The sequence below is a fragment of the Paenalcaligenes sp. DL 309 genome (genome assembly GCF_057475285.1).
The window spans coordinates 115,510-135,370 of record NZ_JBYBKW010000005.1 but is presented as its reverse complement, the minus strand read 5'-3'; the positions used below and the strand labels follow the sequence as shown (position 1 = coordinate 135,370).

Annotated in this window: 17 protein-coding genes; 5 read left to right on the top strand and 12 right to left on the bottom strand. The window is 45.3% G+C overall.

The genetic code is table 11. From position 1 onward, the window contains the following. Positions 1-20 precede the first annotated feature (20 nt). Positions 21-1,562, bottom strand: coding sequence for an AMP-binding protein (locus AC2UZJ_RS08370; RefSeq protein ID WP_486949690.1), 1,542 nt, complete (start codon positions 1,560-1,562; stop codon positions 21-23). Between the two features lie 2 nt (positions 1,563-1,564). Continuing rightward, positions 1,565-3,037 (bottom strand): acylating sulfoacetaldehyde dehydrogenase, encoded by a 1,473-nt coding sequence (sauS, locus tag AC2UZJ_RS08365; RefSeq protein WP_486949689.1) that lies wholly within the window; start codon positions 3,035-3,037, stop codon positions 1,565-1,567. A gap of 210 nt (positions 3,038-3,247) precedes the next feature. Here sauS and AC2UZJ_RS08360 point away from each other — a divergent pair, with 210 nt between their 5' ends. The 4 genes from AC2UZJ_RS08360 to AC2UZJ_RS08345 are packed head-to-tail and all read left to right on the top strand — an operon-like array spanning position 3,248 to position 6,160. Continuing rightward, a complete protein-coding gene (locus AC2UZJ_RS08360) occupies positions 3,248-4,006 on the top strand; it encodes an IclR family transcriptional regulator (RefSeq protein ID WP_486949688.1) in 759 nt (252 codons plus the stop codon). 19 nt (positions 4,007-4,025) lie between these two features. Continuing rightward, a complete protein-coding gene (locus tag AC2UZJ_RS08355) occupies positions 4,026-4,634 on the top strand; it encodes a hypothetical protein (RefSeq protein WP_486949687.1) in 609 nt (202 codons plus the stop codon). Between the two features lie 9 nt (positions 4,635-4,643). Then, positions 4,644-4,925 carry a DUF503 domain-containing protein gene (locus AC2UZJ_RS08350; RefSeq protein WP_486949686.1) on the top strand — a complete coding sequence of 94 codons (282 nt, stop codon included), beginning with the start codon at positions 4,644-4,646 and terminating at the stop codon, positions 4,923-4,925. Continuing rightward, positions 4,925-6,160 carry a DUF924 family protein gene (locus AC2UZJ_RS08345; protein WP_486949685.1) on the top strand — a complete coding sequence of 412 codons (1,236 nt, stop codon included), beginning with the start codon at positions 4,925-4,927 and terminating at the stop codon, positions 6,158-6,160. The genes AC2UZJ_RS08350 and AC2UZJ_RS08345 overlap by 1 nt, the downstream gene beginning before the upstream one ends. Before the next feature lie 148 nt (positions 6,161-6,308). On the opposite strand, the gene AC2UZJ_RS08340 is transcribed toward AC2UZJ_RS08345, so the two are convergent. The 10 genes from AC2UZJ_RS08340 to AC2UZJ_RS08295 form a co-directional block, all read right to left on the bottom strand. Continuing rightward, positions 6,309-7,031 (bottom strand): response regulator transcription factor, encoded by a 723-nt coding sequence (locus AC2UZJ_RS08340; RefSeq protein ID WP_486949684.1) that lies wholly within the window; start codon positions 7,029-7,031, stop codon positions 6,309-6,311. Between the two features lie 206 nt (positions 7,032-7,237). Then, on the bottom strand, positions 7,238-8,194 hold the full coding sequence (locus tag AC2UZJ_RS08335; protein ID WP_486949683.1) for a curlin-associated protein: 957 nt from the start codon (positions 8,192-8,194) through the stop codon (positions 7,238-7,240). A gap of 91 nt (positions 8,195-8,285) precedes the next feature. Then, positions 8,286-9,245: a CsgG/HfaB family protein gene (locus AC2UZJ_RS08330; protein WP_486949682.1), complete on the bottom strand. Its 960-nt coding sequence runs from the start codon at positions 9,243-9,245 to the stop codon at positions 8,286-8,288. Next, positions 9,242-9,676 (bottom strand): curli assembly protein CsgF, encoded by a 435-nt coding sequence (locus AC2UZJ_RS08325; protein WP_486949681.1) that lies wholly within the window; start codon positions 9,674-9,676, stop codon positions 9,242-9,244. Before AC2UZJ_RS08325 ends, AC2UZJ_RS08330 begins: the two co-directional genes overlap by 4 nt. Before the next feature lie 16 nt (positions 9,677-9,692). After that, on the bottom strand, positions 9,693-10,184 hold the full coding sequence (locus AC2UZJ_RS08320) for a curli production assembly/transport protein CsgE (protein ID WP_486949680.1): 492 nt from the start codon (positions 10,182-10,184) through the stop codon (positions 9,693-9,695). Positions 10,185-10,288: 104 nt separating this feature from the next. Next, positions 10,289-10,792: a poly-beta-1,6-N-acetyl-D-glucosamine biosynthesis protein PgaD gene (gene pgaD / locus AC2UZJ_RS08315; RefSeq protein ID WP_486949679.1), complete on the bottom strand. Its 504-nt coding sequence runs from the start codon at positions 10,790-10,792 to the stop codon at positions 10,289-10,291. Continuing rightward, positions 10,789-12,117: a poly-beta-1,6-N-acetyl-D-glucosamine synthase gene (pgaC, locus tag AC2UZJ_RS08310; RefSeq protein WP_486949678.1), complete on the bottom strand. Its 1,329-nt coding sequence runs from the start codon at positions 12,115-12,117 to the stop codon at positions 10,789-10,791. The genes pgaD and pgaC overlap by 4 nt, the downstream gene beginning before the upstream one ends. Further along, positions 12,110-14,134: a poly-beta-1,6-N-acetyl-D-glucosamine N-deacetylase PgaB gene (pgaB, locus tag AC2UZJ_RS08305; protein ID WP_486949677.1), complete on the bottom strand. Its 2,025-nt coding sequence runs from the start codon at positions 14,132-14,134 to the stop codon at positions 12,110-12,112. Before pgaB ends, pgaC begins: the two co-directional genes overlap by 8 nt. Before the next feature lie 10 nt (positions 14,135-14,144). After that, positions 14,145-16,343 carry a poly-beta-1,6 N-acetyl-D-glucosamine export porin PgaA gene (gene pgaA / locus AC2UZJ_RS08300; protein ID WP_486949676.1) on the bottom strand — a complete coding sequence of 733 codons (2,199 nt, stop codon included), beginning with the start codon at positions 16,341-16,343 and terminating at the stop codon, positions 14,145-14,147. Between the two features lie 514 nt (positions 16,344-16,857). Continuing rightward, positions 16,858-18,318, bottom strand: a complete 1,461-nt coding sequence (locus tag AC2UZJ_RS08295) for an NAD-dependent succinate-semialdehyde dehydrogenase (RefSeq protein ID WP_486949786.1) — start codon at positions 18,316-18,318, stop codon at positions 16,858-16,860. Between the two features lie 168 nt (positions 18,319-18,486). Here AC2UZJ_RS08295 and brnQ point away from each other — a divergent pair, with 168 nt between their 5' ends. Beyond that, on the top strand, positions 18,487-19,791 hold the full coding sequence (gene brnQ / locus AC2UZJ_RS08290) for a branched-chain amino acid transport system II carrier protein (RefSeq protein WP_486949675.1): 1,305 nt from the start codon (positions 18,487-18,489) through the stop codon (positions 19,789-19,791). The last annotated feature ends 70 nt before the right edge of the window (positions 19,792-19,861 follow it).

Sequence of the window (19,861 nt, the reverse complement as noted above, 5' to 3'; positions counted from 1 at the left end):
TATCATCAGTGGGACTAAAATCACAACTCTAGTAGTTTTAAGCGCTGCACCTTCCCAGAAGGGCCCCGGGGTAGCTCATCAACAACTATATATTGACTAGGCGCCTTGTATCTCCCTAGCTCTGCCAAACAATGTTCTTTCATTGACTCGGCATCAAAAACCGCATCATCTCGCAATACCAAATACACCGCAATATCTTGACCGTAATCGGTATGTGGGATGCCTACGGCTGCCGCATCTAAAACACTGGGGTGCTTAACAACGGCCTCATCAATCTCACGCGGTGCTATATTCTCCCCTCCTTTGATAATTAATTCTTTAGCCCGACCAACAATATAATAAAATCCATCGCTATCCCTATAACCTATATCACCCGTACGTAACCAACCATCCGTAGTAAAGGCTTCAGCCGTTCTTTCAGGGTCTTTATAATATTCACTCATAATATTTGGACCAGATAAGATGATTTCGCCATGCTCATAATCCCCTAACTCTAGGCCTTGCTCATCAATGACTTTGGCTTGTGTTCCTGAAGGTTTTCCCACACTACCAAGGCGTCTTTGCTCAGGCTCATAAGGATTACTGAAGGCGGGTGCAGCCGTTTCTGTTAGCCCCATTGTTTCAATAATGCTAATTCCAAACCGTTCCTGAAAAGCTGCTAAATGATCAGGGGAAAGAGCAGCGGAAGCGGTTCGACAAAAACGTACCTGTGTTAGCTCTAGCTCTTTTTCCGAAACGGGTTCATTTAACAAATAGGCAATAATGGTAGGAACACCATTGATCCACGTGCATTGATATTTCTTAACATCATCCCAAAACGAAGCCACTGAAAAGCGCGGCGTCATGGCCACAGAGCCACCATGAATAAGCGGTGTTATTACAGTAACTACTAGACCATTAATATGAAATAAAGGTAAGGAGCCAAGCACTCGGTCTGCTGCGGTTAGTTTATGCTCTTTAGAAATGGTGACCGCATTAGAAATTAAGTTGTTATGCGTTAGCACAACGCCTTTAGGAACCCCGGTGGTACCAGAGGTGTACATTAATAATGCCGGCCAATCTGGAGCTACCTCAGTATGATTAAATACACTTTGTGTACCACCATTTTTAAAGGTGTCCTTCTTGATAGCGGCTGCAAGTTGAGGTAGCTCTTTAGTTTGTGGATCTACGATTACTAAATCTATGGGACGATCAATTTCAGCTATTACTGGTTGAATGTCTTTAGCAAGCTCCTGTGTAGTCACCACAAGACGGGTGTCAGAGTGCCATAAAATGTGTTTTAACTGGCTTTTCTGGGCTAATAGATTAATAGGATTAGCTACTAATCCATTTGCCATTAACCCTAGCAATATCACCGTAGCCACCTGACAGTTAGGCATATAAATAGATACTTTATCGCCATGGCGGTAGCCGAGCATTTGCAGCTGTTGACCGAGCTCTTTGCTTTGCTTTTGCAGCTCACCATAAGTTAAAACATCACCGTCTTCTGCGGAAATATAATAGGGACTATGTGGTGTTTGCTCTGCACGTAAATCAATGTAGTTACCAAGGGTAGATGTCATCGTCATTGTCCATACCTCGTCCAAAAAGAACCCAGCACATCCTTTTCTGCTGGTTGATTGGGCGTTACCTGATGTGCAACTCGTGTGATATTTAAGTAATGCTTGTAGTTCATGTTTTCGGAAAAGTTATTCCCTCCCCATGTACCACATCCCATAGACAGGGAAAATGGCAGCCCATTATCAAAGTTGCCACCGGTTGCAAAACAATGCGGCTGATTAACTATTACTCTGGCAACCGGTAAACGTTGGCCTAACGTTAATGCTTGCTCTTGATCAGTGGAATGAAGACTTACGGAATGGCCAGCACCCATATAGTCATAAATTTGTGCCACTACCTGTATCGCATCTTCAAAGTCACTGGCTCTGTACACCGTCAGTACCGGAGAGAGTTTTTCACCAGAAAAGGGGTGCTCTGCCCCAAAACCACTTTCTTCTACCAACAGTACTTTAGGCTGCCCATCATGCATGGCCGCCACACGATCTAGTTTGGCATTTTTTGCCACTGTTGCAGCATTGAGTCCTGTCACTGCAGCAGATAACCGCCCCCCTTCCCACATGACTTCTTGCAGCGTCTTCTTTTCATTTTCATCTAACAGTACAGCGCCGGCCGCCTCAAGCTCATTTAGCATGGCATCATAAACCTCATCTAATATCACCACACTATTTTCAGATGAGCAGCTGGTTGCATTATCAAATGTTTTAGATAGTATTATTTTTTTTGCCGCCTCTGCCAGATCAGCTGAAGTGTCAATCACCGATGCCACATTACCCGCTCCTACGCCAAAAGCAGGTGTACCTGAGGCATAAGCCATATTCACATTAGACTGCGAGCCAGTAGCTACTACTAAGTCAGCCTGCTTCATCAACTCCGCGGTCAAGGCTTTACTAATAGGCGCACTCAGTGTTTGCACTAGGTCTGTAGGCAATCCGCACTTACGCATTTGCTCATGGATAAAGCCAATCAACATTTCACTCGTTGAAACCCCTTTAGGAGAAGGGGCTACGATAATGGCATTACCGCATTTTAAGGCATTAATAATTTTATTAGCGGGTGTAGCTGCGGGATTGGTTGAGGGCGTAATTGCCGCAACCACGCCAACTGGGCGAGCAATCTCTACAATTCCAGTGCTCTGATTATGATTAATTACACCGCTTGTTTTAACTCCCTGTAAGTCACGTAATAAGCCTAGGGTTTTACGGTAGTTTTTTGTGACTTTATCTGGTACATTTCCCAAACCCGTGGCTTCAACCGCCAGCTCAGCAAGCTGTTGGTTTCTTTCCGGCTCCATAATGGCCCAAGCCACTGCCGCAACCGCATCATCTCTCGCTTCTTGCCCCATCAGAGCGAATTTTTCTTGTGCGGCACGAGCGCGTTCTATTAATGCCGTAATAATCGTAACCACATCCGTCTCAGGCGCTCCAGACTGCACTGGCGCGGAACTTTGCTTCTCCGGATTAATTCGTAAAGCTTCCATTTTCGTACTCCTTTTCCACATTTTATTAAGCAGAAACTGCGCTTTAAAAAAACGGTTTCGCCAGATATCTATTCGGGTTTTGCTCGAATCTGAATTTAATATACTTGAGCACCTCCAATACAAAGTCCCATTTTCCGATACTTTTGATACACTCTAATTAACAATCATTAAATATGTAAAATTCGAGACAAATTACTATCACAGCAAGTTATGGCTATCCCACATACCAACTCCGCCGCAACCCGTGCGTTTCGCATTATCGAAATCATGGCTCATGCAGAACGACCTCTTTCTCTCACCGATATCGTTGAACGCATTGAGCTACCCAAACAAACGGTACATCGTTTACTAAAGCAATTAGAAAGCGCATCACTCGTCACACGCACAGCAACAGGGCGCCGCTATGAGTGCTCCTCGCGGATTCGCCGCATGGCGGTGAGTATGCTGATGACTACTGGACCTGCCGCAGCACGACGCGCTATTTTGCAAGAATTAGTTGATACCGTAAAAGAGACGTGTAATTTATCGATGTCTACAGGAGATGACATCGTCTATTTAGATCGGGTGGAAATGAATTGGCCTCAGCGTTTTGTCCTGAATGCAGGCTCGCGCGTTCCTTTTCATTGCACAGCCAGCGGCAAGCTTTTTTTGAGTTTTTTACCAAAGCAGCAACGAGAGAACTTAATCAAACGCTTACCCTTGCGTAGTAGCACCACGCAAAGTATTACTGATAAAAATGAACTTCGTAAGGAACTGGTGGAAATACGTAAAAATCGTTATAGCCTGAATGAGGGCGAATTTATTTCGGGTATGGTTGCTATTGCGGTACCCGTTATGTTAAATACCCGTAGAATGTGCGCTGCTATTGCCATTCAAGCGTCTTCTGAGCGCATTTCAATGGAACAACTGGTAAAGCATCTACCTGTTTTACGCGCTGCTGCAGACAAAGCAGCAAAAACCTTTTATTGACTCCAAGGAAGCAAAAATCATGGATATTGCACTCCTCCTACTCGGTATTTTTATTGTAGGGCAGGTATTCCGAGTACGCTATCAACGCGCTCACATCGCTTTATTAGGTCAACACCTATCTCAAATGCAACTTGAAAGCCACATGGAAACGCTCACCACTACCTATGCACGTGCTATCCAAGAGCATACAGAGTCCCGCCAATTTCAAGTCTTAGCCACCGTAAACCAAACCGAACAAGCCGTAGCCTCTCAAATGCAACGCTTAGCCCAAGCGATGAAAAAAGAGTCTGAGGCTGCTACTCTGATGGGTATATTGGCTTTTAATCTGCCATTTTTAACACAGCTTTTCCCCCGCATAAAACGAGACTTTAGACAATTACTACAAATTCATGCAGCTGGCTTACGGTATGTGGCCGATAACGAGGCCAACTGGTCACCTAAAGATCGCGCCTATCATTTATCGGCCGAACTGTATTTATTTCAGCACAGCTGCCACTGGTTTTGTAAATCACGCCCCGTAGCGGATGCTCGTTTGATGGTGCGTCATAAAATAGACCATAAAAAAGTACTGGCATCAGTCAGTGAGCCCACGCGGCTAGCTTATGAAAAGTGGCTACAAAACGCCTAAGAGACAATTATGCATATTGGTATTTTAACCTTTACTTTTTCCCTACCCGGCTGTCGGTCTTTAAAAGAAAAACGCCAACGTCTAGGCAGCCTACACCAGCGCTTTGGCCGCAACCCAGCTATTGCTGTGTGCGAAAGCGATGAACGCAACACGCTAGATATTAGCGTGTGGTCTTTTGTAGTAACGGCTCTCTCGAAGCGGGAGGTGGAGTCGCTATGCAGCCAAATTGAAAATAAAATTCAAGCCGCTGTGGATGGGCGGGTGATAGATGTGGACAAGGAATTTCTTTGATGAAAATAGGCATACTTCAATGTGATGATGTGATGGTAGCATTACAGGAAAAACACGGCAATTATCCTGAAATGTTCATGGATTTATTACGTGGTGTAGATCCTAAGCTGCAGTTTCAAGTTTGGCGTTGTCATGAAAACGAAATACCAGATAGCGAGGCTGAAGTAGATGCTTGGCTGATTACCGGCTCGAAATATGGCGTGAATGATGGCTTAGCGTGGGTAGGTCAACTCTGTGATTTGATTCGCCAGCTCTATAGGCTCAAAAAACCGGTAATTGGTGTTTGTTTTGGACATCAACTCATAGCGCATGCTTTATATGGGCAAGTAGAACGTAATCCCAAAGGCTGGGGTGTAGGACTATCTCACAACGTAGTGACTACAAAACAACTCTGGATGGAACCTTGGCAACCTACCTTAGACCTTCTAGTCAGCCATCAAGATCACGTGGCTCATTTACCCACTGATGCTATTGTTTTAGCCAGCAGTCCATTTTGCCCCCACTACTTAATACAAATAGGAACCACTTTTCTTGGGCTACAAGGTCATCCCGAATTTACGGATGCTTATGCCGCAAATTTAATGGCCTATCAACGTAAGTACATTGCAAATGACGTCGTAGAAACAGGCCTAGCTTCTTTATATACACCAAAAGATGCTCATATTATGGCGCAATGGCTGCTAAATTTTATATCTACGGCATTATGCGAAGAAATACTTCGCTTTTGGTTTGAAGAAATTCCCGCTGATCAATGGCGAGAATTTGACCCCAAGTTCGATGCCCTACTAAAACAACGCTACCTCAACCTACTACAACAAGCCTCAGCCGGTGAATTATCTATTTGGCGTAAAACAGCCCGCGGGCGTTTGGCAGAAATTATTGTTTTGGATCAACTCTCCCGCAATATTTATCGAAATACCCCTAGGGCCTTTGATCAAGACGCCATGGCATTAGCACTAACCCAAGAAGCGATAACGTCAGGCGCTATGTCTGAGCTCAACGAAGAAGAGCGTGCCTTTCTGCTTATGCCCTATATGCATAGTGAATCCAAAGCCATTCACGTGCAGGCAGAAGCATTATTCAAGCAATACGCCCCCATTAGATACGAAGCAGAGCTCAAGCATAAAGTCATTATTGACCGCTTTGGCCGTTACCCACATAGAAATGACATACTGGGACGAGTTTCTACAGCAGAGGAAATTGCGTTTTTGAAATTACCAGACTCTAAGTTTTAGTGGCAGGGGTAATGCGGACAGCTATTTACTTCATTTATCTATAATAAAAAAAATGATGATACAACAGACAGCACCAGCAAAAAAGAACGCTTTTGAAATTAAGTCTAATGTATCCATACCCCTACCTCTAGGCTCAAACCAACACTTATTAGGCAACCCAAGTAGGTATACCTAACCGTGCCCCTTTGGCAACGGCTTGGTAAACCGCTTCATTACGATTATTCACATTCATGCGCATATATAGACTTTCAGCATGAGCTTTGGCAGTGGCTGCCGAGATATTAAGCTCGCGGGCAACGCCTTTAATGGTCATGCCCCGTGCTAAGAGTACAAGCACCTCATATTGACGAGGTGTAATACCTAACAACTCAGCCTCATTTTCTTGAGGAACGCCTAACGCTTTTTCTTCTGGAGGCCAACGCATGGGCTGATAGGGCTTAATTACTAGGGAATTAAACTCTTCTGTAGTCATATCTTGTAAAGGTGGGGTAGCAGGATAGGTAAAACAGGTTCCTCCAGCGAGCACTAAATTAATTGATGCAACCATGAGTTCAGGACTCACATTCTTAACTAAATGCCCTTTCACTATTTCAGAAGAATCAAAGGAACTAGGAAAAGCGCAGGCTGTCTCTGCCAACAGTAAAACGGCTTCAGGGTTGAAAATGCGTTCCGCCGTCTTTAATAAAGTACGAGTTGCTTCTGCTGAAGGTACGGACAGTAGCAACAATTCGCATGGTTGCTGCTCCGTTTCAGTCTCTAACGACGGATAATCCATCTCTAATAATTTAGCGCTGGGTAAGGTATCAGCTAATAATCGAATCATTCCTAATCTATACAACGTATGTGGCTCCACAATGGCAATCGTAGGCATTCTTTATCTCCCCCTGCTGCACATCTTTTAACCTCTTTTTTATGAGCAGCTTTGCATAATGAAACGTTTAGAATAATTTTTTATATTGCATAGGTTTTTATTGTTGTTTTTTTGGTTGTTTTTATAGTTGATAAACCATATGAAATATCGGCACCTCAAAGAGAGACTAAGGTGCCGATATACACGACGGGATTACTTATGCATGTTTAGTGTTGCTGAACGTATGCATCGTTGTAATTACCGTTTTGGGTAACGTTGCTAACGTGATTCCAACCACCTTGAACCACATGGGCATTATTACCTAAGCCGTTTTGCGTGATACCAGAATCATGACCGTAACCACTTTGAAGGGCTACAGCCGTATTATATCCCCCTCTCTGAATGATAGAAGAGTCATGATACTTACCGGATTGAGAGCTAAAAGCATCATTTGCTAAGCCAATTTGGATAATATTGCTGTCATTAGCATAACCTGTCTGCTCTGCAACAGCGGTATTTAAAGAACCCATTTGATTGACAGAAGCCTTTAATAACGCACCATCGTATTGATTAATAGTGGCGTCATTACGGAAACCTCCCCCTTGGGTAATGGCTGCCTCTGACCAAGAAACATTCCACTGATCAATAACGCCTTTATCATAATAACCACTATCGGTGATGCTAGCCGTGGTGCGATCGGTGTTATATTGCTCAATAAAGGCATCACCATGATTACCATTTTGCAGCACAGTGGCTGTATCGCGCCAGCTTTTTCCTTGCTCAACTACTGCTTCGTTATCTGAGCGATTTTGGGTAATAGTGATCTTAGATCCGTCAGCATACACTTGATTTGCAAAGGCATCGTTACGGTTGCGTGACTGGGTTATGGTGACGTTAGCGTTACCGCCGCTGCGGAACTGCTCCACCACAGCTTTGTTATTGTTACCATTATTAACCTTAATGGTAGCGGTCACTGTCCTGTTTCCGTATTGGTCAATAAAATCGTCGTTGCTATTTCCTCTTACGTCAATAGTAGCAGTAGCGTTAGAGTTACTGTTTTGTAACACCACGCCTTCGTTATAATTCCCGGTCTGAGTGACTGTAGCAGTATCTGCCATAGCAATCGTGGGGAGGGTTAGGGCTGCGCCCAAAGCTAAAGCCAACGTTGATAATTTGATATTCATGAACTTCTCCTCAATACACCTGTGAAGACCTTATTATGGAAAAAGAGCGATAGCCGGCCTTCGTAAGTACTACCGCTTTAACTGCTTGGTGCTAACTACCGGTAACCGGTGTGTTTTGCACATTTCTCACAGTGTTAGGTACTGCGATATCGTTTGCTAATTCTGTTGTGGTACGCGAACTGCGATGGATTTCATTCTGTTGTAAATAGCTCTGAATGATTTTGCTATTCCAATCTGCCTCATTTTTCAGCTTCCACTGCCCTTCTTTCATCCCTTGTACAACCAAGTGCACAACCGCGGACTCAATCGCTTCTTTAACCGAGAGTTGAGTGGGTTCGTTATTCGTTACGCCCGCTTCAATTTCCAATAAGTCTTTGAAATTCACAAACTTGTAAACGCTAGGTCGAATTTCATAGGAAAAAATGGTTTTTGTTGTGGAAACGGTCTGTAAAATATTGCCTGTACGTACATCTACTGCACGTAAATTGACGGTGACCTGATCTACTCGATACTGCGTGGAAAGACCTATGCCAAGAAATCGTGCTCCCGCCCCTCCTGTACGCACATTGCTTTCATAAGCAATAATTCCTCCATCCATCATGATTTCAGCGGGATCCAACGGTGGAATATAAACGGAGGGTTGCGCCCCATTTTCTTGTGAACCATCCAGGGCCCGTACAATACGCCGCTCAGTCAACAGCTCTTGTAGACTTTCGCGCTCTACGGGAATAAACCATTTGGAATCACGCAAGGCTTTAATAAGTAAAGAAGCCGCTCCTTGGGTAACAGAGGTCGAAAATGAACTATCTGGATTAGGCTTATATTGACCCGTCTGATCGCGGAACCCATACACCGCAACCGTTAAACGTTGCAAAGGATCGGGCAGCGCCAATAAGTCATGGGTGGCCGGTGATGTTGGCGTTAAGTGAGCAGAGCTGTTTATATCCGACGGCATCGACGGCACCGCACAGGCTGCCAAGGTTGCACTCAGCGATAAGACGGTTAACAGACGCATAGAACGGGTAGCAAAAAATTGACGTGTTCTCATCATGGCTGCATTACCCGAAAAGTTGTGGAAGAACCGCTAATACGGTCTGTAGTTGTGATAGTGAGTGCTCCACTGCCTATATCCACCACACTGACGGTGAAGTTACCTGTCTCAAAGGTGCCAGGAATAAACTTGCCAGAGCTATCCACAAACTGTGAGGAGGCTGCCGAAGCTAGTCGGCTTAAAACTGAACGCTCTAATTGATCATTAAAATCCTCAAACGGCGTACGCTGCTTAAAAGCGGACTCCATATCTTTGGCTAAAGGATCCTTATGTTTATTCGTAGCTTGGGCGGAGTTAAGTAGCCATTGCCCATTTAATGGGCTACCGCCAAAATTTGGATTAACTGGTGTATAAACCATTTCGGTCGCGTGGGCCGGGGCGCAAAGTGTGGTGATTAACGCGGCGGCTGCGAGGGGCATTAATTTTTTCACGTTATTATGTCCTCTTCTAAAATTCCTCCGGACCCAAATCCGGATTATTGGTGAGTAAGCGTTCGATTTCACTTCTATTTACGTTTTCTATGACTAGGTCCACTGCTAGCTCACTGGCTTTTTTAGTACTAGAGCGAGCGGGAGACAGAAATGCGTGATACATACGTTGACCTCGGTACTCCACCCAAATCTCACTGCCCCATCGAGCCGAAGGCCGTTCAAAAACAGTGATCGTAAATGGATTAGCTTCACTAAACTGACGCCAACGATTCGAAAAGAAACGATAAAACTCATGCCCTTGCACTGTTACTGTGCGATTTATTACAATGCCTGTAAGCGGGTCATCAAATAGGTTTTTACGCACAATTTCAGCCTGCCGAATCGCTTCCATAAAATCAGTTGGCCGAGTCTTTTCTGGCGCTTTACCGGGCTGTGCTACGGCAAGGCTCGGCACCATCAGTACACTTACAAATAAGATGCTTATTCCCTGCCGATAGGTTTGTCTCATCTCAGCCCTTTCATGTTGTGATACATTACCGTTACTAAATATAATAAGAAGTTTTCAATCTAATTCCATGAGCCGTAATGCCTAGGCTAGTCGAGCTGTAATGCCTAGGCCGATTTACTAAAAACTGGCTCAGAATGCACTAGAGTTAGGGAATTTGGCCTAGGCCGATGAGAAAATGTGGGTTTTACATCCTCTACCGTTCCATCCTGCGAGTGATACATCACAACCACTTGGCTTTGTCGAGCGGTATCAATGTGCTCATCAGGAAAACGCAACGGTGAATCTATTGATGCTTGTTTAGCCGTGCGTGTATTTTGAGGCTGTAAGTCGCTACGTTGTAAACAGCGTCTCTGCATGACCCGCTGATGCCAACGTGACCAACCGAGTAACAGCAACGCATTCATAGCTAATACCAAGCCATACAATAAAAAAGTGGTTAACGTGGGGAAAATGGGATCTATTTTCTCGAACCCAGCTGTATTCATCGAATGTTGCAGCAATAACCACAAACCATGTGCAAGCAAATAACTAAATACAAACCAGCCTGCTAAGGTTAATAGCCTGTCTACCCAGGAATTAAAAGGATGACGTTGTGTAGTGATAATCATGACAACTCCTTGATACCTCTATCGGGACTACTCCAGCGTGCGCGCTGCCTACGTAAGCGCAACATGACAGCAGGAAAGCTCCAAAGAGTGGTGAAAAAATTGACCAACCAGTACACAAAGGGATACCAGATGATCCAGAACATTGATCGATGCAAATTGGCCTCATAGCGTCGATCAATCCAAGTGCTTACCGTAAATTGCAGTAAACACATGCCGGCGAGTACCATTCCTGTGAAGGAAGGTGGAAATAAGCCATCAATGTGCATAGCATTGGGCAGAGGAAATAGCTGTCCTGCTAGCCACACCAGCACCGCAACGCCTAGCGCGAAACTCCACAAAGTAGACAGCAGATACTCCACAGTGAGAGGCCACATACGGCGATTTTCCCAGTGCAGTACTTGGGGGATATATTTCAAGAACGTTTCTGCGCCACCTTGCGCCCAACGCAGACGCTGTTTAAATAAGCCTTTTAGCGTTTCTGGCATCAACACCCAACACAAGGCCCGAGGTTCGTAAAACACCTCCCAATCCGCCAACTGCAGCTTCCACGTCACATCAATATCTTCTGTGATCATGTCTAAGCTCCAATAGTCAACTTCCTCCAAAGCCTGACGTCTAAAGCTTGCAATCACTCCGGATATCGTAAAAACCTTGCCATATACACGTTGGGTACGTTTGATTAAACCAATAATGGAAGAGAACTCGCCTACCTGAATACGCCCAATGAGGGTTGAACGTGTTCGAATACGGGGGTTTCCAGTGACCGCTCCTACTTCAGGATTCGCTAACAGAGGAGCAATCAAATAATTCACTCCTTCTGGATCTAATAACGCATCGCCATCTATACAGACTAAATAATCTCCATTAGCGGTCACCGCACCCATGCGTAATGCCATCGCTTTGCCTTGATTAGTGGCTAAATGAATCACTCGCAACTTTTCGTGTTTTTCACTTAATTGATTCAGTGCTTTAGCGGTGTTATCACTAGAACCATCATTAATAGCGATAACTTCAATATTCGGATAGACCTGTGCTAAGGCGGCATGTATGGTCTGCTCTACATTTAGCTCTTCATTAAAGCAGGGGATTAAAATACTAACTAAAGGCATGCCTTCAAGCTGAGGCGGTGGGTCAGGCTTGTAGGACGAGCCGCGTTCATGCTGAAACCAGAAAATCAGCCCACCACCTATCCACAACCCAGACATGAAAAGTGGGTACATAAAAATGAAATACAGTAATAAGTGACTAGTTAAGGCGAAGATGATCCCAAACGGGATACCTACGATGAGGCTTAATGCCAATAGAGCAATCAGTCGTTCAATCATTTTTTATTGGATACCAGTTAGTCGTGATTTCCGGACGAATCACGTTCATCTCAGGGTGGTTGCGCACAAAATCGTCAGGGTAGTAGCCCACATGGCGGGCCCCCTGTGCGCTTAGGACATTTAGCCATTGAGCGATTTGCTTAGACTTAATGTCTCGAGGTTCATCGCCTTTAGCTGCCCAATCCACCGCCTGAACTTCAAAAATAGTGCGCTGTAAACCTTGAGGATGACGGGCTACAGCCTGGACCAATTCCTTTAGCCAACTTATGGCCTCTGAGGGTGCTACACCTTCCATAAGAGGCATTGCCATAATCGCGGTCCAGTCATATGCTTCTAAAAAATCATCTAAATTTTGTGCAAACCACTCTTCACTTTCAGGTTCTAATGCAGGTAAGGCATACATATTTCGTGCAGTAACAATTTGCGGGCCATGTTGATCTTTAACGCGCTGGGCAAGCTCCAGTGTTAAGTCTGTTAAAGCGCGAGATTTAAAACGTGTCCAAGCTTGCATTTGCTCAGGATTGGCTCGTATGGCTCCAATATCACGACCAAAGCCGGCCTGCTCATAAGCCGTCAGAGCGGAAGGCGACGCGTCTTCAAAATCATTTAAGGTGGCATCATCATGAAAAAGCACGCCATGAAAGTAACTGCTGCGTCCTAAATCCTCATATAAATCCCCTAACAATTGCCGTGCTCGTGGATCAAAAGGAGATAAGCGTAGATAGCTTTCTGCAAGAGGCAATGAGACCGAGCCGTCGGGATGCCATTGCAGCACCCGATCCACTGGTTCTTTTGTTTCAATAGCTAACACAGGCATCCACGCATATACCTCTACATGAGCACGTGAGTGCAACTGCCAAGCCGCCCGATTAAAAAGATCGGCTCGCATAGGCAGATGGCGATTTGGAAAATAGACGGAACGCACTAAACCATCACCAGTGGGATCAGCAAAGGCTTGTAAATAAACACTGCGTGGTCTGAGATCAGCGATGCGTTGCACCAACTCGCCCAGGTTTTGCTCCATTTGTACGGGGTCTGTGTCGTACACATAATCCAAATCTACGTGTATGACTCGACTAGATCCCACGTCCTCACGCGACGTTATAAAACCGGCAAAAGTACTAATTTTCGGATCGTTATCCACTAAATAACGGGGCATATTCATCAAATCATCAGTGGTCGCTAGTCCATCCGTGAGAGTCATGGCCATCTGATAGCCTTCTTCTTCGAGAATAGCCAAACCCAATCCACTCGCCCGACCGTAAGGCCAGACCCAAACACGGGGAGCAACACCTGTATATTTTTTAACGCTAGCGGAAATGGCGCGTACGTCTTTACGAAAACGCGCCTGAAATTCCTCATCGGTCTCGTAACGTTTTAATTCCTGCAAATAACGATGTGCGGCCGCTACGGGCTGCGTATTTCCCTGTGGATTAGCAATAGCGCCAAAATGCATATCCTGTGTATGTGCACCAAACTCCACCAGACCCGACTGCGCCATTTCAGCTACCTGTTCCCAACTCAAGAAGCGTTCACGTTCGGTAAGTTGCCCACCAAAATCCACCTCTTGATCCGCAGGCGTATCCAGCCATTTACCCACAGGAGCCAAAACTGCCGGCCAGTTATAGGCTTTCAGCAAAGGAAAAACGCGGGTATAAAAACTGCGGTAACCATCATCGAAGGTCAACATCACTGCTCTTTTGGGTAGCACACTTTTGCCATCACGAGCACTTAACACTTCATCGACGCTTACCGGTACATAATTATTTTCATGTAACCAAGAAAACTGCTGACGTAAATGCTCTGTACTAACACTTAAATACGCTTGATTAGGGTTGTGATCTTCCACATCATGGTATGCAATAACAAGTAGCTCATTTTCTTTCCAGTCTTCTTCCTGTGGCGGTATACGACGCTGCTCAGGTGAGACATAGGTTGCTGGAGTGCTGATGCTGCAAGAGGCTAACATCAGACTGATCATCAACAGAAAAAAAGTAAAAACTGATTTGTTTCTCATGTTGTATTACCTAAAATTTGATCTTCAGTTCAAGGGCGCCACTGACTTGTTGCTCGCGTTTCCCATCATAGGGACGGCTCAAGGCTTGCAGTGTTAGGCCTATTTCTAGGTTACGATCATGTTGATAGGTGATTTCATAGCCCGCTTTAGCCACCCCCCCACGGCCATAATCCTGCTGATGGTAGACGCCTGCTCCAATATTCAACGCATGGCTGACACGCTTCTCATACCGTTGATAAAGCAAGTGCTCTAACCGCAACATAGGGACAGCCATGTATTCACGACGTGGATTAAAGTACGGTGCACTGATGGCATTGTTACCCGACGCCCAAAGCTCCATTTGGGCATCAACACGAAAACGCGGGGTGGTGTACAAGCGCTGATTAGCTGTGAGCTGAAAGCTGTGTCGTAAGTTATGATCTGAAAACTTTGTGGCCGTGTAAGCCGCTTCTACCCATTGCTCTGGTCCGTTTTGTCCTCTTAGACGTATTTGAGCTAAATTCGCCGTAATGTTTTGCGCTAGGGCTCGGTTAGGGATATCTAAGGTGCGATAATCTACTGTGGTACCTATGCGTAGATAATCATTGAGGTCATAATCCGCTTGCACACTGGCCCCAACCTTGACGCCCTGCCCCCAATCCTGACTCCTCACTAGCATCAGTGAATTCCAATCTCGAGCACGCCATTCCACTCCCGCCCCTTGCCAGCTCACGTTATGGCCCAAATCATCATCGGTTTTCAAGTAACCAGCCAGCACAGTAGCGCGCCAGTTGTAAGCAAACGGTGCGCTATACCACTGTGCTTCAGTGGTCAGTCCGTCTTGCCCAGAGACGTCCGCCCCATTTCCACTTTCAAAGCCACTACGTATAACCAGCTCATTTTTGCGATACGTATGCCAATCTTTCTCTAACTCGTGTACACGGGTGTTTGTGGGGTAATGCGTTTTTGCATAGTCAAGCAACTCTTCGGTTTGCCTATACTCCTGCAAATCCAAAGCTGTCTGAGCTTGACTGATGACCACATCTTCTTGGCGTGGAGATGAGGTTTCAGCAATTTTTAGATTATGCTCAGCGTGACGAGGAAGCGTAGACATACGCTGCGCATCTGCCAGCGACACACGCAAGTTGACATTGTTTGGTGCCAGAGCACTGGCTTGCGCCAAGTTCTCCCGGGCAGAGCGAAGTAAACCGGTATAAATATAAAGAGAATTTTTCAGAATCAGGGCATCAGTGTGATCCGGATTGGGTAAAGCCTCCGGATTACCGGGCAAAAAGTAAGTGGTGGGCGCTTCACGCTCCATGGTTTCCGTTAATGCCAGAGCCTCCGATTCATGACCTGCTTCTAGTAGCGAAAAAGCCAAACCTGTTTGATATTCCAGACGAGTTTTTGCATCCAGCTTAGGTTCCGCCAACGCTTGTTGATAACTGGCTATGGCTTGCTCAGGCTGACGCGCCCGCAGTTGTAATGCACCCAAGGCACCTAAGGCATAACCCGGATATTGATGTGCATGAAGAGAGTTAATATCCACACTGGGAACAATCTCCTCGCGCACATCCACTGCCATTAAGCGGTCCCCATGGAGACGTTGGAGAAATAAAGAAGATTCCAGACTCGTATCGCTATTTTCTAATAGCTGATCTTGCATCTGCACAGCACGTTCAGCCAGAACAAAGCGTTCGGCTAAGGTTCGCGTAGGTTGAGGGGCTAAGCGGGTCAACTCAGCAGCGTAATCCGCCTGTCGGTTTCTTTTTTCCTTATCTGAGAACACCGAAGCATGCTGCGTTTGCCATTCCAAGGCTTGACGATATAAACCGGCCGCATGTAAAGCAAGATCGTGATTGCGAATAACTTCCGTATTATGCGGTTGTCGTGCTAAGGCTTTCTGGCTGACACCTAAGGCTTCGTAAGGTTGGCCTGATACCCTATAAGTACGTGAAACAAAAAGCAACACATCGACCGGTATATGTACATTTCGGGGCAGACGTTGATAGCCCTCTAAAACCTCGGCAGCATTTCCGGCCCAATAATGCACCCGAATTAAATCCAACTGTACACGTAAATCACCACTATGCTGACGTTGGTATTGTTGTAATCCCTGAAGGGCGGGAGCATACAAACCTTGTCGTGCTTGTAATATCCAGTGATCATAAGTATCTGCTTGAGCCTTAACCGGAACCGTGGTTAAGGTTAATAACGTAAAAGAACACAAACAGAACCAGCGCCCTCCTACATGGATGTCTGAAAGTAAATACTGGGGCTGTCTCACTCGTCTTTTGATTATGCGCCTAAGCACTGCTCTTCCCCTTTGTTTATTCTATAAACTCCTGCTTTATTACTTGTTATTTATTGCTTTTTTTTAAGCATTGAATAATTTGCAGGCTTAAGGGATATGCTAGAAGTATTTGTATTAATTAGTAATTAGCTTAATGTCTTAAGCTATTAAGCGATGACAGCAAACCAGATGGCCTAAGCCAAAGAGAGCGAGTGGGAGAACTCTTTATTAATAAAAAATGTTGTAATGCTGATTTTTTAAGGTGTTTTAGGCTGTTTAAATACCTTTTTAAAACTATTACTGTTGCGCTAAACAGCCTAAGCCAAGCAGTAATTTTTGCTTTAAGAGCGCAACCTTTCCTGAAACCAAACGTAACAATATACAAGTACAATGTTATTGAATAGAGATCGGTTACGCTCAAAATAAAAAAATCTACAAAGAAAAAACGGCGTTAACCCTCCAATCCACCCATACACATGTATTTAATGACTAAATAATCATCCAATCCATAAAAAGAACCTTCACGACCTAAACCCGATTGTTTAACGCCACCAAAGGGGGCCGCAGCATTAGAAATAAGACCGGTATTGATGCCTACCATGCCGTATTCGAGCGCATCGGCCACACGCCACACACGCCCGATATCACGACTATAAAAGTAAGCAGCCAAGCCAAATTTCGTATCGTTCGCCATGTGAACCACCTCTTCATCAGAAGAAAACATGAACAAAGGAGCCACCGGACCAAATATTTCTTCCTGAGCCACTCTCATGGAAGAAGTCATGTGCGTTAGCACTGTGGGCTCAAAGAACAAAGACTCTGGGGTTTGAGATTTGCCTCCAAGCAATACAGTGGCACCTTTAGATACGGCATCTTCTACCAATTCGGTGACTTTAGTTACTGCTGCACTATTTATCAAAGGACCTTGAGTAACACCTTCATCCAAACCATTACCTACTTTTAACTGAGAAACAGCTTGGGCCAGTTTTTTACTAAATTCCTCATACACATCTGCATGTACATAAAAACGATTAGCGCACACGCATGTTTGACCTGAGTTGCGAAATTTACTGGCGATGGCTCCTTTAACGGCAGCATCTAAATCCGCATCATCAAAAACAATAAAGGGGGCATTACCACCCAATTCTAAGCTGACTTTTTTCACGCTTTCCGCACATTGCTTCATTAACAAACTGCCTACAGCTGTGGATCCTGTAAAAGAAAGCTTGCGCACGATGGGGCTGGATGTCATCTCTGCGCCAATTTCAGTCGCATTACCCGTAACCACTGAAAAAACGCCAGCAGGCACACCCGCTTCGTCAGCTAAAACAGCTAAAGCTAAAGCAGAATAAGGGGTTGCTGGGGCGGGTTTAATAACGATGGGACAACCTGCAGCTAATGCAGCCCCTGCCTTACGCGTAATCATGGAGGTGGGAAAATTCCAAGGCGTGATGGCAGCACATACGCCGATGGGTTCTTTAGTCACTACAATTTTTTGATCTTTAGAGACAGCGGGAATCACATCACCATAAGCTCGTTTCCCTTCTTCGGCATACCACTCGAAATAAGAAGCCCCATAGGCAATCTCACCTCGAGCCTCCGCAAGCGGCTTGCCTTGCTCTACCGTCATGATCAACGCTAAATCATCGGCATGCTCAGTCATAAGCTCAAACCAACGATGCAAAATATCGCCACGCTGTTTTGCACTTAGATCGCGCCACTGACGCCAGGCTTGACTGGCTGCTTCAATGGCATTACGGGTTTCTTCCGTCCCCATTTCAGGAACGGTACCTATTTTTTCACCGGTGGCGGGATTAAATACATCGGTGATATTTCCGTTTTCAGCATCAACCCATTCCCCATTTAAATAGCACTGTTGACGAAACAAATCCGGACGGTTTAATTTTGACATCATGGCTCTTCCTTAAGTAGTAGACATTTACACAGCAAGCAATTGCTATTAGTTAATACTTTCTAGCCTAGCATTTCAAGAGCACTTACAGATGTTTTATAACGATTATTAACTCTTGATTTACGGTATGATGAGCCCCTCTCTTCTGTTTCATACGTGTGTCTTTTTATGAACTCCACTCTTAACACCCGAGATTTGATTAGCTTGGGTTTCATGACCTTCTCTCTTTTTTTAGGCGCGGGGAACATCATTTTCCCCCCGCTAGTTGGCCAACTAGCAGGGAACTCCCTCTGGTCTGCCGCGCTGGGTTTTCTGTTAACTGGGGTGGGTCTTCCGTTGCTGGCCGTAGTCGCTTTAGCTCGTATAGGTGGTGGTTTAACTGCCGTAACACAGCCTATAGGTAAAGTGGCAGGTACAATTTTTGGCACCTTAATTTACCTCACTATTGGCCCGTTATTTGCCACGCCGCGTACCGCTACTGTGTCCTACTCCATCGGTTTGGTGCCTTATGTCGGAGAGAGTGCACTGGCTTTAGCTATTTACAGTACCCTCTTTTTTCTTATTGTGATGCTGATTGCGCTGTATCCAGGTCGCCTATTAGATACGGTAGGTAAGCTCATCACACCGATTCTAATCGTGGCACTAAGTGCGCTGGCATTGGCTGCGATTTTTTGGCCTGCAGGCAACATTGGCACACCCAATGGCCCATACCTAGCACATGCTTTTGCCGAAGGTTTTACGCAAGGCTATCAGACCATGGATGCTCTTGCCGCATTAGTGTTCGGCATTGTAATTATTAAAACCATTCGCGATAAAGGCATTACAGAAACTAAGCGCTTAACACGTTACACCATTATTGCCGGTTTAATTGCAGCCATTGGTTTGACCTTAGTCTATGTGTCATTCATTTGGCTGGGCGCCAGCAGCGGCACGTTAGCCCCGGATGCGCCCACGGGAGCCCCCATACTCAGTGCTTTTGTGAACCATATTTTTGGTTCTATGGGCAGTTTACTTTTGGCTTTGATTATTGCTTTAGCTTGTTTAACCACCGCCATTGGTTTAATTTCTGCTTGTGGTTTGTATTTTAGTCAGTTGCTGAATATTTCCTATACCAAGGCGGTACTGGCCTTGAGCCTAATGAGTACCCTAATTGCAAACCAAGGACTCACTCAGTTAATTGCTATTGCTGCTCCTGTATTGCTCACGCTATACCCCATTGCTATTAGCTTAGTGTTTTTATGTTTGGCTATGTCTTACTGGCGTAATGCTTCTCGCGTTTTTATCCCAACTCTAGGGGTAGCCGCTCTATTTGGTTTGATGGATGGTTTACGTGCCGCGGGCCTAGGAGGTTTTTTGCCTAATGGGTTACAAGAGTTGCCTGGTGCTCAACTCGGCTTAGGCTGGATACTCCCTGTATTACTTGTATTGGCTTTAAGCGCAGCGGCAGACAGACTGTTAGTCTCTACCACCTAGTTAATCCGTCTTGATAACGCCGTCATCGGGCAGAATATTCCCTTCATTTGTGCTACGGTTAATACATATT

Coding starts and splice junctions, on each gene's coding strand:
- AC2UZJ_RS08370 (WP_486949690.1), bottom strand. CDS start 1,562: ATGACATCTACCCTTGGTAACTACATTGATTTACGTGCAGAGCAAACA.
- sauS (WP_486949689.1), bottom strand. CDS start 3,037: ATGGAAGCTTTACGAATTAATCCGGAGAAGCAAAGTTCCGCGCCAGTG.
- AC2UZJ_RS08360 (WP_486949688.1), top strand. CDS start 3,248: ATGGCTATCCCACATACCAACTCCGCCGCAACCCGTGCGTTTCGCATT.
- AC2UZJ_RS08355 (WP_486949687.1), top strand. CDS start 4,026: ATGGATATTGCACTCCTCCTACTCGGTATTTTTATTGTAGGGCAGGTA.
- AC2UZJ_RS08350 (WP_486949686.1), top strand. CDS start 4,644: ATGCATATTGGTATTTTAACCTTTACTTTTTCCCTACCCGGCTGTCGG.
- AC2UZJ_RS08345 (WP_486949685.1), top strand. CDS start 4,925: ATGAAAATAGGCATACTTCAATGTGATGATGTGATGGTAGCATTACAG.
- AC2UZJ_RS08340 (WP_486949684.1), bottom strand. CDS start 7,031: ATGCCTACGATTGCCATTGTGGAGCCACATACGTTGTATAGATTAGGA.
- AC2UZJ_RS08335 (WP_486949683.1), bottom strand. CDS start 8,194: ATGAATATCAAATTATCAACGTTGGCTTTAGCTTTGGGCGCAGCCCTA.
- AC2UZJ_RS08330 (WP_486949682.1), bottom strand. CDS start 9,245: ATGATGAGAACACGTCAATTTTTTGCTACCCGTTCTATGCGTCTGTTA.
- AC2UZJ_RS08320 (WP_486949680.1), bottom strand. CDS start 10,184: ATGAGACAAACCTATCGGCAGGGAATAAGCATCTTATTTGTAAGTGTA.
- pgaD (WP_486949679.1), bottom strand. CDS start 10,792: ATGATTATCACTACACAACGTCATCCTTTTAATTCCTGGGTAGACAGG.
- pgaC (WP_486949678.1), bottom strand. CDS start 12,117: ATGATTGAACGACTGATTGCTCTATTGGCATTAAGCCTCATCGTAGGT.
- pgaB (WP_486949677.1), bottom strand. CDS start 14,134: ATGAGAAACAAATCAGTTTTTACTTTTTTTCTGTTGATGATCAGTCTG.
- AC2UZJ_RS08295 (WP_486949786.1), bottom strand. CDS start 18,318: ATGTCAAAATTAAACCGTCCGGATTTGTTTCGTCAACAGTGCTATTTA.
- brnQ (WP_486949675.1), top strand. CDS start 18,487: ATGAACTCCACTCTTAACACCCGAGATTTGATTAGCTTGGGTTTCATG.